Raw genomic sequence first — 13719 nt, forward strand, 5'->3', positions numbered from 1 at the left:
CGGGCGGCGCACAGGGGACCCGGCCGACGGCACCGGATCGGCCGAGGGGCTGCTCTCAGCCGCGGACCGACAGCGACAACGCGAAGCGCCCCGCCTCGTCCGTCCACCACCGGCTCAACTCCATACCGGCGGCGGCGAGTTCCTCCCGTACGCCCTCCTTGCGGAACTTGGCGGAGACCTCGGTCCGTACCTCCTCGCCCTCGGCGAAGGAAACCGCCAGGTCAACGCCGGGAATCTTGACGGTCAGCTCCTTGCGGGCCCGCAGCCGCATCTCGATCCACTCGTGCTCGGCGTTCCACAGCGCGACATGGCCGAAGTCCGCCGGGTCGAAGTCGCCGCCCAGTTCCCGGTTGATGACATGCAGCACGTTCTTGTTGAACTCGGCCGTGACGCCCTGGGCGTCGTCATAGGCCGCGACCAGAGTGGACTCGTCCTTCACCAGGTCGGTGCCGAGGAGCAGGGCGTCGCCCGGCGACAGCAGATCGTGGACGGAGCGCAGGAACGCGGCCCGTTCCCCGGGCAGCAGATTACCGACGGTGCCGCCGAGGAAGGCGAGCAGCCGCGGGCCGGGTGCCTCGGGGAGGGTGAGGCCCCGCTGGAAGTCGGCGACCAGGGCGTGCACGGTCAGGCCGGGGTGCTCGGTGAGCAGTGCCTTGCCCGCCGCGGTCAGGGCCGACTCGCTGACGTCCACCGGGATGTAGGTGTGCAGTCCGGTGAGTGCGCCGATGAGGTGACGGGTCTTGTCGGACGAGCCGGAGCCCAGCTCGATCAGGGTGCCGGCATCGGTGGCCGCGGCGATCTCCGGGGCGCGGGTGAGCAGGATCTCCCGCTCCGCGCGGGTCGGGTAGTACTCGGGCAGCTGGGTGATGTCCTCGAACAGGTCGCTGCCGCGCGCGTCGTAGAACCACTTGGGCGGCAGCTGTTTGGGTGTACGGGTCAGCCCCTGGGCGACATCGGCGCGCAGCGCGGCCGCGGTGGCGTCGGCAGGGAGGGTGCGGGTGATGCTGAGGGGGCTCACGCGGCGGGCTCCTTGAGCGGGGTGAGGTGGACGTCGGTACGGGTGGCGCGCACCAGGGTGCGGTCCGGGACCTCGGTCCACTGGGGTGCGTTGTCGTAGGGCTCGGAGGCTACGACGGTGCCGCCTCCGGAGAGGGTCAGGTGGAAGAGGGTGTCGCCCCAGGTGGTGGCGGCGATGGTGGTGCCGTCGGTGAGCAGCAGGTTGAGCCGGGAGCCGGGGGCCGCCTCGGCGACGGCCGTGACGGTGGCGGCCAGCGCCTCGCCCGGCTCGTCCCCGTCCGCCAGCCGGTGCCGCACCAGCGCGCACAGGAACGCCGCATCGCAGCGGGCGGGCAGCCGCAGCAGCTCCGCGGGCGGCAGCGCGGCGGCCAGCGGGGCCAGCGAGTCGGGCCAGCCCAGGACGGCACCGTTGTGGCTGAACAGATACCGCCCGGCCGCGAACGGCGCCGCCGCGGCCTCGGCGTCCGCCCCCGCCTCGGTGGCATCCCGCACCGCCGCGAGCAGCGCGCCGGTGCGCACCACCCGCGCCAGATCGGGCAGCAGATCGTCGGCCCAGATCGGCCCGGCGCGGCGGTAGCGGGCGGGCACCGGGTCACCGGGCGCGTACCAGCCGACCCCGAAGCCGTCCGCGTTGACCGTCCCGTGCAGCTGGCGGCGCGGCGCCCACGACTGCCGGTACAGCCCCTGGGGCGGGTCCAGCACCACGCGGCCGAAGGGTATCTCCGGTCCCACATAGGCCATATGACGGCACATCAGCTCACGGCCCCCTCGGGTGCGTCTCCTCGGGACGCCGCCGTCCCGGCCCTCACGCGCCCGCCGCCGGATCGGCGTCCCGGGCGGTACGGAACCCGGAGAAGATCTGCCGCCGGACCGGCAGGTCCCAGTTGCGGAACGTCCCCCGGCAGGCGACCGGATCGACCGCGAAGGACCCCCCACGCAGCACCTTGTACTCGTCACCGAAGAACACCTCCGAGTACTCCCGGTAAGGGAAGGCGGCAAAGCCCGGATAGGGGAGGAAGTCGCTCGCCGTCCACTCCCATACGTCGCCGATCAACTGCCGGACGCCGTACGGCGACTGTCCGTCCGGGTAGCTGCCGATGGGGGCGGGCTGGAGGTGCCGCTGGCCGAGGTTGGCGTGTGCCGGGGTCGGGTCCTCGTCGCCCCAGGGGTAGCGCATCGCCCGCCCGCCGGCCGGATCGTGCCGGGCGGCCTTCTCCCATTCGGCCTCCGTGGGCAGCCGCCGGCCCGCCCAGCGCGCATACGCGTCCGCCTCGTACCAGCTGACGTGCAGCACCGGCTCGTCCGGCGGCACCGGCTCGGTCACCCCGAACCGGCGGCGCAGCCACTGGGCGCCGTCCCGCTTCCAGAACAGCGGCGCGCGCAGCTTGTGCTCCCGCACCTGCGCCCAGCCCGCCTCGGCCCACCAGCGCGGGTCGTCATAGCCGCCGTCCTCGATGAAGCGCTGGTAAGCGCCGTTGCTGACCGGTGTGGTGTCTATCAGGAAGGAGGGCAGCAGCCGGCGGTGCGCGGGGCGTTCGTTGTCCAGCGCCCAGGGCTCGGTGGAGGTGCCCATGGTGAACGGCCCGGCGGGGATGAACGCTTCGGCGGGCAGGATGCCGTCGGAGGTGAGCGGCGGCGCGGGCGCGGTGAGCACGGCCGGGCCCGTGCGCAGCTGATGGGTGATCAGCATCGTCTCGTCATGCTGCTGCTCGTGCTGCGCGATCATGCCGAAGGCGAAGCCGGAGTCGAGCAGCGGACCGCCGCGCAGCGGGCTGGCGTGGAGGATGTCCAGTACCCGGCCGCGTACCTCGGCCATATAGCCGTGCGCCTCGGCGGGCGCGAGCAGCGGCAGCGACGGGCGGGTGGCGCGCGGATGCTCGAAGGCGTCATAGACGGAGTCGATGTCCGGGCGCAGCGCGTCCCGGCCGCCGACGGTGCGCAGCAGCCACTGCTCCTCCTGGTTGCCTATGTGCGCCAGATCCCACACCAGCGGCGACATGAGCGGGGAGTGCTGCGCGAGGAGATCGGGCTCCTCGACGCAGGTGGTCAGCAGGCGGGTGCGGTCGCGGGCGGCGAGCAGCGCCGAGGCCGCGCGCTCCCGGAGCGACTCGGGGTCGATGGTCAAGGGGTGTCCTTCCCAAGGCTGAGGCCGCCGGCCGGGCGCTCGGTGAAGACCGCGGGGTCGGTGATGTCCGTGGTGTCGATGGCGCACGCCGGGCCGGCCGCCGCGGCGTGCTCCGGGGCGTGATCAGCGGCGTATTCCGCGGTGTAGAGGGCGTCGAGGTGGTCGTCGGCGGGGCACCGGCCGCGCGCCACATAGCGTTCGGTGAACTCCTCGACGGCCGCGATCACGCCCAGGGAGGCGCCGAGCCGCGGCAGCGCTTCCCGGGCGGCGGCGAAGCAGGCCACCGCGGCGGCGTGCAGCTCGGGGTCGGTCAACGCCTCGCGGGCCGCGCGCCGCCAGAGGGGATTGCGCGGCGCAGGACGCGAACCGGCCGTCTCCGCAAGGGATTTGACGATGCGGTACGCGGTCTCCGTCGCCTCGGGGTCGTCGAACAGCGCGGCCGTCACGGCCAGCGGCACGATCCAGCCGCCGTCGCCCGCCTGCGCGTCGATCATGCGCAGTTCCAGATGGCCGCGCGGCCGGACCGGCGGGAAGAGAGTGGTGACGTGGTAGTCGAGATCCTCCTGGGTCGGCGGTCTGGGTACGCCGGTGCGGACCCATTCGCGGAAGGTCAGCCCCTCCGGCGCGTGCCAGGAGCCGTGCTCGGAGCGCAGGCACATCACCGGGGCGTCCAGCACATAACGCGCCCAGGCGGCCCGCGGGTCCGGCTCCTGCGGCGGGGCCAGGGTGCGGTCCGGGTCGAGCTGGGACCAGACGACCTGGCGGGTGGTGCGATAGCCCGTGGGGCAGCCCTCGCTGGTCGGCGAGTTGGCGAAGGCCGCGGCCAGCACCGCGCCCAGCAGATGCGCCAGCAGCCAGCGGCGTCCGTACCCGAGCGGGCCGGGCTCCTCGTACCCGGCGTCCACACAGACCTGTACGGACGCGGTGCCGCACATCATGGACCGGCCGGCGCTGCCCCAGCGGTCGAAATACGCCTCCATGGCGTCGTAGCGGGGGTCATCGACCAACACGCGGTGCGGCGCGTGCCAGGGATTGTGGCCGTGCCCCGCCATACCCAGGCCCATGGCGCGCATCGCGGGACGGACCAGCGCCAGATCGGCCGTGACGGCTTCGATGCAGGCGCTGAGAGACGTGGCGGGGAGCGAGCTGAGCTCCAGCTGGCCGCCGGGTTCGAAGGTCAGAAGGGAGGTGAGGGGGAGGGCGCGCAGGGCGGTGGCCGCGGAGTGCAGCCGGGTCGGTTCGACCGGACATCGGGGGTTGCGCGCGTCATGGACCAGGAATTCGATCTCGACGCCGATACGGCGCGGCGGGCCCGTCTTGAAACATATTCCACGCAGGTGAGCTTCGAGTTCCGCTTCCGTTACCGCTGGTCGTACGGGCATTGCGGGCTGCTCCCTCCGGGCGGCGGCAGGATTACCGCCCTCCACCTAAGCGGCTGCGCGCCGCGGTCTCAAGGGCGCGTCGCGTTCGCGGACGGTGGTAGCCGGGCGTTCACCGTGGCGTCGGACGGGCGGCAACGAATCGTGAGCGGTACGCCCGTTAGGGTGAGTCGATGGACACCGCTGACATCGCCGGTTTCACCTCGCCGCACCCGGAGCGTCCGCCCCGGCCGGTCGCCATCGACTGGCCGGCGGTCGAGAAGTGGCTGGGACTGGGGCTGCCGGACGACTACAAGTGGCTGGCCGACGATCATGGTCCGCTGGACTTCGGCGAATATGTCTGGATTCACGTCCCGTGCGTCGAGCGGGACGGCTTCGACTACGGCGACTGGCTCCACGAGACGCATCGCGAGGCCCGGATCGACGCCCGGGACCTGCCGGCGGACCGGCGCCCGGCCATCTACCCCGAGCCCGGCGGGCTGCTCGCCCTCGGGGTCACCCGGGGCGGCGATGTCCTGTTCTGGGACACCTCGGTCTCCGCGGACCCCGACGAGTGGACCGTCGTCGTCCGCCACACCGGAGGAATCCCCGGCAGCGGCCTGGAGCCGTGGCACCGCTACGACCTCACCCTCACCCAGTACCTCCGCCACACCGTCCGCGACACCTGGGAACTCCCCTCCCCGCCCGGCCCGTTGATCGGCCCCCTCCCCGGCACCGTCGCCCGCACCGCCTTCCTCGAGGCCGCCGGACCGTGGACCCCGCCCACCCCCGTCGTCCCCCGCCTCAACGACGCGGAGCGCCGTATCGCCCTGGAGACCGGCACCGGCCTGGAGGCCCTGCGTCTGCTGTCCCCGCCGCCCCGGACCCCGTACCTGGGCGGCGGCACATGGGAGGCACTCTTCGGGGAGCTGGGCACACGGCTGCCGGGTGAGTACGTCACCCTCATGACGGAGTACGGCGCGGGCTGCTGGAGCCAGTGGCTGCGCTTCCTGACCCCGCTGCGCACCGGTGAGCGGCGCTTCCTCCACCACGTCGAGGAGACGACGGGCATCTACCGGAATCTCAGGGAGAACCATCCGCAGTACCACCCGCTGCCCATGTGGCCCGAGCCCGGCGGCTTCCTCCCCTTCGCCAACTCCATCGACGGCGACGAGCTCGGCTGGCTCACCGAGGGGGACGACCCGGACGCCTGGCCGCTGATCGTCAGCCCCCGCCACGCCCGCCAGGGCGACCCCTGGAAACACGGTCTGATCGACGCCCTTGTCGCCTGGCAGCGCGGCACGTTCGTGACCGCGGGCCTGGCAGGCCTGGACGAGGTCGACGACCCCCTCGCGTACGCGGGCTTCGACGCATGGACCGACAAGGCCTACTGGTGAGTCCGGGGCGCGCCGGGCGGGCTCCGGACCGCCGCTACTGCCGGTAGCCCGCCAGGAACCGCCCGATCCGGCTGATCGCCGCGTCGAGATCGTCGGCGTGCGGGAGGGTGAGGACGCGGAAGTGGTCCGGGCGCGGCCAGCTGAAGCCGGTGCCCTGGACGACCTGGATCTTTTCCCGGAGCAGAAGGTCGAGGACGAACTTCTCGTCGTCGTGGATCTTGTGTACGGCCGGGTCGAGCCGGGGGAACGCGTACAGCGCGCCCTTGGGCTTGACGCAGGAGACGCCGGGGATCTCGTTCAGCCGCTCCCAGGCCACATCGCGCTGTTCGCGCAGTCGGCCGCCCGGCAGCACCAGGTCCTTGATGGACTGCCGGCCGCCGAGGGCGGCCTGGATGGCGTACTGCGCGGGGGCGTTGGGGCACAGCCGCATGGAGGCGAGGGTGTCCAGGCCCTCCAGGTAGTCGGCGGCGTGCTCCTTGGGACCGGAGACCACCACCCAGCCGGAGCGGAAGCCTGCGACGCGGTAGGACTTGGACAGGCCGCTGAAGGTGAGGCAGACCAGGTCCGGGGCGAGCACCGCGGCATGGTGGTGGACCTCGTCGTCGTACAGGATCCGGTCGTAGATCTCGTCGGCGAAGACCATCAGCTGGTGGCGCCGGGCGAGATCGAGCATGCCCTCCAGCAGCTCGCGCGGATAGACCGCGCCGGTGGGGTTGTTGGGGTTGATGATGACCAGCGCCCGGGTCCGTTCGGTGATCTTCGAGGCGAGGTCGTCCAGGTCCGGCAGCCAGTCCGCGGACTCGTCGCAGAGATAGTGCACGGCCTTGCCGCCGGCGAGCGTGGTGACCGCCGTCCAGAGGGGGAAGTCCGGCGCGGGGATCAGCACCTCGTCGCCGTCGTCGAGGAGGGCCTGCACCGCCATGGAGATGAGTTCGGAGACGCCGTTGCCGAGGTAGATGTCGTCCACGTCGACTCCGGGGAGCCCGGCCTGCTGGTAGTGCTGGGCCACCGCCCGGCGGGCGGAGAGGATGCCGCGGGACTCCGTGTAGCCGTGTGCACGGGAGAGATTGCGGATCATGTCCTGGAGGATCTCTTCGGGGCATTCGAAGCCGAACAGCGCCGGATTCCCGGTGTTCAGGCGCAGCACGCTGTGGCCCGCCTCCTCCAGCGCGTTCGCGTGCTCGATCACCGGCCCGCGGATCTCGTAGCAGACATCGGCCATCTTGCTGGACTGCTTGAACTGCATGAGGCGGCCTCCCGGTTCCTGCACGACGTGTGCACTTGGTTTTACCAAGCTGGGACTTGGAAAGTCCAACTTCTGTCTATGCTGATGCCATGCCGCGCCGAAGTTATGACCAGTACTGCGCCCTCGCCCGAGCCCTGGACACCGTCGGGGACCGCTGGACACTCCTGATCGTCCGGGAACTGCTGGGCGGCGCCCGGCGCTACACCGATCTCCACGCCGACCTGCCCGGCGTCAGCACGGACATGCTCGCCTCCCGCCTCAAGGACATGGAGCGCGAGGGACTGGTCTCGCGCCGCCGGCTCGCCCCGCCCGGCGCCGCCTTCGTCTACGACCTCACCGCCCGCGGCCGCGCCCTGCTGCCCGCGCTCACCGCGCTCGCCGACTGGGGCGCCCCGGCCCTGGACGAGAAGCGCCCCACGGACGCGGTACGGGCCCACTGGTTCGCGCTGCCGCTCGTCACCCGGCTCGGCCGGCACTTCGCCGAGGGCGTCGACGTGGTCGGCGTCGCCCTGGACGAAGGGGAGTTCCATGTCGTGCTCGGCACGGACGACGAGGACGGCCCCCGCTACGCCGACGGCCCCGCCGAGCGCCCCGACATCCGCCTCCGGATGGACACCGCGACCTGCGCCGACATCGCCCGCGACCGCCTCACCCTCGAACAGGGCATCGCCTCCGGTCGGATCGAGGCCACCGAGCTCGGAGCGGGCGACGGCGCGCGGCGAAGAAGTACGGCGACGGCATGACGCACGCCCCGTGCGGGGTTCGTTGGTGCCGCGGGGGGCCGGAGGGGACGCACGGGGGTCCGTCCTCGGGCCGGGCGCTTCTGGTCCATGGACTGGGCACCCCGGCGTTCGCTCCGGTCCCTGCGGGCGGCCCCCCGTACATCCCCTCCGGCCTGCGTGTCCCGTCTGCGGCCCGGTGGCACTGCCCGTACCGGACGGGCGCCCCTGCCGTGACCGTCACCGGTACGGCGGGACGGCCGCCCGCGTCGGCGGGGCCCCCACCCACCCACGCGGGGCGCCGGGCCGTCAGGCCCCCGCGTGGACGTACGCCGCCCAGAGGGACGCGGCGCGCGGGAAGCGGTCCCGCAGGCTCCGCACGGTGTGATGGAGGGCCAGGGCCGAGCGGCGGGTGTCCAAGGGACGGTCGTCGGTGCGCAGGTGGGAGTAGAAGGTGTCGGCGGCGGTGACGGCGAGCTTGTCGTCGACGGCCCAGAGGGTGCCGATGACGTGCGGGAAGCCCGCGAGCTGGAAGGCCGAGGTCAAGTGGACCGATTCGGCGGCGGGTCCGGCCGTTTCGACGGGGGGTGCGTGGCACGTCGAGAGATACGCGAGCTGCGCGCCGTCGAGCCGTAGCGCAGCCAGGCTCGCGACCGTGAACGGCACGGTGCCGTCGTCGTGGAGCAGCAGACGGCTCTGCGACGGATCGGTGGGGTGGCCGACGGCGTGGCAGGCGAAGTGGACGAGGGGGCAGCCGGGCAGCTGCTCCAGCACCTTCGCCCGGGTGGGGACGGCCACGGACGGGGACCCGCCGCCCTTCGCGTCATCGGTGCCCAGGAGGAGCACCGGGTCCTCCAGCCGGCCGAGCAGCGCGCCCGCCTCGGCGGCCGCCCGGTCCAGCCGTCCGCCGCCCGCCGGACCGGGGGTGGTGGGCATCGCGACCACCAGCGCACGGGGCGGCGCGGCGGACGGCGCCGGAGCGCGCCGACGGGCCTCGCGCAGGGCACGCACCGAAGGCGTGTAGGAGGAGACGACGCGGTCGAGGACGGTGCGCCGCTCCGGTGCGCCGGCCGGATCGCAGTGGTGCCCCGCGGCGTGCAGCGGCAGCAGCCCCAGCCCCCCGCCCGGCACCCACCACACCCGCGGCCACGGCACCCCGGGCGGCGGCGGACCAAGATGCCCCAGCGCCCGCAGCGCCGGCTCCGCCGCGGCGTCCCACAGCCAGCCGAGCGCCGCGTGCAGCGCGAGCTGCGCGGCCCGGCGGCGCCTGCGCAGCCGGTGACCGGCGGCGGTGCGCAGCTGCTGGTGGAAGGCGGTGACGGTTTCCGTGAGCGTGTCGTGCCGCAGCGCGGGCAGCGGGACGGAGCGGATGCCGTCCCTGGTGAGCAGCAGCGCATCGCTGCGCCGCGGGGTGATGTTGAAGACGACGACCGCGCCGTGCGCGGCCTCGGCGACCAGTTCGGCCGTGGTGGGCGGCCGCCCGAACGACGCGAACCCGTCCAGGGCCCGGACGGTGGCGAGCGTCCGGGCGAACTCGGTCGCCAGATGGTGGCGTTCGGCCACGAGACGGCGCCGGTCCACGGCCGTCGGCTCCGGATCCGCGCTCGGCAGACCCCGGCCGCCCCCCGTACCCGAAGGCCGGTCGAGGCGGTCGCGGAGCGCGCAGAAACGGGCCGCCGCCTCCGGATGCGCCGGCCGCAGGTCCGTCAGATCGTTGCCGGTGTCCAGCGCCTGGCCGAGCAGCACGGCCCGCCCCGCCTCCAGCAGCCGCAGGGCGCGGGCCGCCCGCTCGTCCGCCGTGCCGCGCGGGTCGGCGAGCGCCAGCGCGGCCGCGTCGCCGGGGAGCCCGGCGAACGTGTCCGGCGCCGGGGGCCGGCCGCCGCGGGCCGGCTGTGGGGGGCCGGTCCGCGGCGTCATCTCCGGCAGCGCGCGCACGGCCATCTCCAGCAGGTCGGCGGCCCGGCCGGGCGCGTCGTCGGCCAGCAGCCGGCCCGCGGAGCGCGCCGCGACCGCCCGTACGGTCGGTGCCGTCGCCGCACCGTCCGCCGCCTTGCTGTACGCCGCCACCGCCGCGTCCCGGTCCGCGGTGTTCCGGGTGCGGCGGTGGCGCTCGTCCAGCGCGTCCCCCAGGTGCGCGGCGAACGCGGCGGCTTCGGGAAGTCCGGCCGGTGCGGCGGCGACCGCGGCGCTCAGCGTGGCGATCGCCTCGTCCAGGTCGGAGCGGTCGTCGGTGGCCGCGAAGCGCAGGCGCAGGGCGTTGCCGAGGTTGGCCAGGTACGGCGCCCGTGCGGGGTCGGCCGCGGACGTCGCCCCGGCCGCGGACCGGAACTCGGTGACCGCGGCGGCCAGGTCACTGACGTCCTGGGTGCGCAGGAACCGCGACCACAGCGCGAGTCCGAGGTGGTTGAGCGTGCTGGGACGGATCGGCGCACCGGCGGGCATAGCGGCCAGCGCGGACCGGGTCAGATCGATCGCGGCGTACAGATCGGCGGCGTTCGCGCGGGCGTCGAAGCGGAGCAGGAGGGCGAGGCCCAGGTTCGCCAGCCGTGCCGCGCGCTGCGGGTGGTGCGCCGCCGTGGCGGTCAGCACCTCGTGGCCCGTCGCGACGGACGCGTCCAAGTCGGCGTACTCACCCGTCCGTTGGTAACGGGTGCGCAGCGCGGTGGCGAGGTTGGCGAGGGCGGAGATGCGGCTGGGGTTGTCCGCCGGGAAGTCGCCGACGGCCGAGCGGAGGAGGTCGATGGCCCGGTCCACGTCGTCCCCCGAGCCGGTGTGCTGCGCCCGGGTGCGGAGCGCGCCGGCGACATTGCTCACGGCCACCGGACGCTGCCCGAAGCCGGCCGGCGCCCGCTCGACCACCTCCGTGCCCGCCGCGATCGCACCGTCCAGGTCCGCCACGTCGTGCGAGTGCGTGAATCTCGCCTGGAGCAGGGTGCAGGCATCGACGAGATGGCCGTAGCGCACCGGGTCGTCCGCCGCCCCGGCGACCGCCGCCCGGAGCGCGTCCAGCGCCTCGTCCAGGTCGGCGAGCGTTCCGGTGCATCGGAACCGGCTCCGCAGCGCCAACGCCAGCTGGGAGAGATGCCGCACGCGGTGACGGTGCTCCTTCGGTGCCGCGTCCAGGATCCGCCGCCACAGCCCGGCGCACCGGGCCAGCGCCTCCGGGTCCGCGGCGGCCACCGCCCGCTCCAGCATCGCCGACGCCTCGGTGGCGGTGGCGTCGGCGAGTTCCGGCAGCAGGTCCGCGGGCAGCCCCGCCGTACCGGCCAGGAAACACGGCCGCAGGATGTCCACCGCGCGCCGCCGCTCCCGGCACGCCTCGTCGGCGGGCAGCGCCCCGGCCCTGATGCAGTACAGCCGCCCCAGCGTCACCCGGTCCGCCAAGTCGCCGTTGACGGCGAGGAGTCGAGCCGTCCGCTCGGCCTCCGCCAGCGCCTCCGGCTCCAATGCCAGCCCCGTGTCGCCGGTTTCGTCGATCCGTCGCAGCCGCAGCCGTACCGCGGCGAGGTGTACCTCGCTCATGCCCACCCAACGTAGCCTCAACTGCCGACCCGGCGGGCGGATCGCCCGATGATCCGTGTTCCCGGCGGCCGCTGTGATACAAGCGGCGGGCGCGGCACGCCACCGCGGGGCCCGCGTCCCGGCGACGGCCCGGCCGGTGGGCAGGTCTCCGGAGCGGCGGGACGGGGGGGGACGGGAGCGGCCGCCACGGGCGGATGCCCCAGCGGCCCGCCGGCGTGTCGTGGACGCCCGGGCCGGCACGGCGGGCGCCGCCGTCTCATGCCCCGTCAGGAACACTCACCCGTACGGCGCGAGCGCGCCGCCGCCGGCCCTCCGTTCGGCTCAGCTGATGGAGCGCCGGCCGCGGCACCGGGTGAAGCTTCGGGCATGGACCATGTATCAGCTACCCGGGCGCGTCCCGGGCTCGCGCTTGTGTTGACCGCGGTGGCGCTCGTCGGACCGCTCGCCCCGGCGGCCGCGGCCGCGGCGCCGCCGGGGACCGAGGCCGGCGTCGAACTGGCCACCGACCGGCGCACCGTCTCGGCCTGGCTGCCCTACTGGGGCGACACCGAGGCCGCATACCAGGACGCCCTGGAGCACGCCGACCAGCTGCACACCGTCAGCCCCTTCTGGTACGAGGCCTCGGCCGACACCGTCAAGGCGGAGGACGGCGCGGGGAACCAGGGGATCATCGACGGGCTGCACCGCGCCGGGATCAGGGTCGTGCCCACCGTGACCGAGACCGCGGGCCCCGCCGAGATGGCCGCCCTGATGCACGACCCCCGGCGCCGCGCCGCGCATGTCGACGCCCTGCTGGAAATGGCGGGCAGCCGCTCGTACGACGGGGTCGAGCTGGATTACGAGACGATGGCGACCACCAACGACCGGGCCACCCTGGAACGCGTCCGGACCGGATACAACCTGCTCACCCGCGATCTGTGCGCACGGCTGCACACCCGCGGCAAGGAATGCGTGATCACCGTCCTGGCCCACGTCCGCGGCTCCGGCGCGGCCTACGACTACCGGCACCTGGGCAAGATCGCCGATACGGTCCGGATCATGGGCTACGACCTGCACTGGTCGGGCGGCGAGGCGGGGCCGCTGTCGTCCAAGGGCTGGTACGAGGAAGTCCTGCGCTACGCCACCGACACCATCCCGCGCGACAAGATCGAGGTGGCCTTCCCCGGCTACGGCTGGGACTGGACCAAGGGAAGCAAGGGCCGGGCCGGCCATCTGACCTGGAAGGAGGCCGACTCGCTGCGCAAGCAGACGGGCGCCGACTACCACTTCGACGCGGCGTCGGGCACCCCGCACTTCACCTACCGCAAGAACGGCGCGGACCACGAGGTCTGGTACCAGGACGCCCGCGGCGTCGCCGAGCAGCTGCCGCTGCTGAAGAAGTACGGGGTGCGGGGCACCGGCCTATGGGCGCTCGGGTTCGAGGACCCGGAGGTCTGGGCCGCGCTCCGCGGCCAGTAGCCGCAGCGCCGCCTCGGAGGGCGAACCGTCCGCCGCGGTGTACATCACCACGCCCTGCCCGGACCCGTCCGGCGTCTTCATCATCTCGAACTCCAGCTCCAGCTCGCCCACCAGCGGATGGTGGAAGCGCTTGGTGCCGAAGGTGCAGTTGCGCACGGCGTGCCGCGACCACAGGGTGGCGAACTCCGTGCTCTTCATCGACAACTCACCGATCAGCTCGGCCAGTTGCGGGTCGTCCGGGTGCTGTCCCGCGGCGACCCGCAGTGAGGAGACGGCGCGCCGGATCTCCGCGTCGCGGTCGGGGAAGAGCTCGCGGGTGTGCGGGTCGAGGAAGAGGAGCCGCTGGGTGTTGGGGCGGTCCAGGGGGCGGTCGGGGCTGTCGAAGTCCAGGTGGCCGGCGATCAGGGCGTGCCCGAGCCGGTTCCACGCCAGCACCTCGAAGCGCGGGCCGATCGCGAGCGCCGGCACGCCGTCCAGGGCGCCGAGCAGCTGCCGCACCCCGGGACGGGCCCGGTCGTGGCGGACCGCCGGGCGGCGGCGGGTCCCGGAGGGGCGGGCCAGGTCGAGCAGATGCGCCCGCTCGTCGGCGGACAGCCGCAGCGCGCGGGCCAGCGCCTCCAGCACCCCTTCCGAGGCATTGTGGCTCTGGCCCTGCTCGAGGCGGGTGTAGTACGCCACGCTGACCCCGGCCAGCTGAGCCAGCTCCTCGCGGCGCAGTCCGGGGACGCGGCGGCGCGCCCCGTAGGCGACCATGCCGACGTCCTCCGGCTGCAGCCGGGCGCGGCGGGTGCGCAGAAAGTTCCCCAACTCGGCGGGTGTGTCGATGCCTGGTGCGTCCATGCCGCCAGTCTCGGTCATCACGGGGCGGGCAGCCTGA

10 protein-coding genes are annotated in these 13719 nt (G+C 73.8%); 3 read left to right on the top strand and 7 right to left on the bottom strand.

All coding sequences use genetic code 11. The annotated features are described in order from the left end of the window. Window positions 1-55: 55 nt before the first annotated feature. The 4 genes from egtD to egtA are packed head-to-tail and all read right to left on the bottom strand — an operon-like array spanning window position 56 to window position 4524. On the bottom strand, window positions 56-1018 hold the full coding sequence (gene egtD / locus ACIRPT_RS01645; RefSeq protein ID WP_403820572.1) for an L-histidine N(alpha)-methyltransferase: 963 nt from the start codon (window positions 1016-1018) through the stop codon (window positions 56-58). Beyond that, the gene (gene egtC, locus ACIRPT_RS01650) at window positions 1015-1770 is read right to left on the bottom strand and encodes an ergothioneine biosynthesis protein EgtC (RefSeq protein WP_403820575.1); all 756 of its coding nucleotides are present in this window, start codon (window positions 1768-1770) and stop codon (window positions 1015-1017) included. Before egtC ends, egtD begins: the two co-directional genes overlap by 4 nt. A gap of 52 nt (window positions 1771-1822) precedes the next feature. Further along, window positions 1823-3142, bottom strand: a complete 1320-nt coding sequence (egtB, locus tag ACIRPT_RS01655) for an ergothioneine biosynthesis protein EgtB (RefSeq protein WP_403820578.1) — start codon at window positions 3140-3142, stop codon at window positions 1823-1825. Next, the gene (gene egtA, locus ACIRPT_RS01660) at window positions 3139-4524 is read right to left on the bottom strand and encodes an ergothioneine biosynthesis glutamate--cysteine ligase EgtA (RefSeq protein WP_403820581.1); all 1386 of its coding nucleotides are present in this window, start codon (window positions 4522-4524) and stop codon (window positions 3139-3141) included. Before egtA ends, egtB begins: the two co-directional genes overlap by 4 nt. A gap of 170 nt (window positions 4525-4694) precedes the next feature. Here egtA and ACIRPT_RS01665 point away from each other — a divergent pair, with 170 nt between their 5' ends. Then, entirely contained in the window at window positions 4695-5897 is a 1203-nt protein-coding gene (locus tag ACIRPT_RS01665; protein ID WP_403820584.1) for a hypothetical protein, read from the top strand. Between the two features lie 34 nt (window positions 5898-5931). On the opposite strand, the gene ACIRPT_RS01670 is transcribed toward ACIRPT_RS01665, so the two are convergent. Beyond that, on the bottom strand, window positions 5932-7143 hold the full coding sequence (locus tag ACIRPT_RS01670) for a pyridoxal phosphate-dependent aminotransferase (RefSeq protein WP_403820586.1): 1212 nt from the start codon (window positions 7141-7143) through the stop codon (window positions 5932-5934). 89 nt (window positions 7144-7232) lie between these two features. On the opposite strand from ACIRPT_RS01670, the gene ACIRPT_RS01675 reads away from it, so the two are divergent. After that, window positions 7233-7886, top strand: a complete 654-nt coding sequence (locus ACIRPT_RS01675; protein WP_403820588.1) for a winged helix-turn-helix transcriptional regulator — start codon at window positions 7233-7235, stop codon at window positions 7884-7886. A 285-nt stretch (window positions 7887-8171) separates the two neighbouring features. On the opposite strand, the gene ACIRPT_RS01680 is transcribed toward ACIRPT_RS01675, so the two are convergent. Then, entirely contained in the window at window positions 8172-11384 is a 3213-nt protein-coding gene (locus ACIRPT_RS01680) for a CHAT domain-containing protein (RefSeq protein ID WP_403820591.1), read from the bottom strand. Window positions 11385-11750: 366 nt separating this feature from the next. Here ACIRPT_RS01680 and ACIRPT_RS01685 point away from each other — a divergent pair, with 366 nt between their 5' ends. Then, window positions 11751-12842 carry a glycosyl hydrolase family 18 protein gene (locus tag ACIRPT_RS01685; protein ID WP_403820594.1) on the top strand — a complete coding sequence of 364 codons (1092 nt, stop codon included), beginning with the start codon at window positions 11751-11753 and terminating at the stop codon, window positions 12840-12842. Here the strand turns inward: ACIRPT_RS01685 and ACIRPT_RS01690 are convergent. Then, window positions 12786-13682: a helix-turn-helix transcriptional regulator gene (locus ACIRPT_RS01690; protein ID WP_403820597.1), complete on the bottom strand. Its 897-nt coding sequence runs from the start codon at window positions 13680-13682 to the stop codon at window positions 12786-12788. The two genes, ACIRPT_RS01685 and ACIRPT_RS01690, sit on opposite strands and share 57 nt — an antisense overlap. Window positions 13683-13719 lie beyond the last annotated feature (37 nt).

Origin of the sequence: Streptomyces sp. NPDC101227, assembly GCF_044767545.1 — a bacterium.
Lineage (GTDB): Bacteria > Actinomycetota > Actinomycetes > Streptomycetales > Streptomycetaceae > Streptomyces.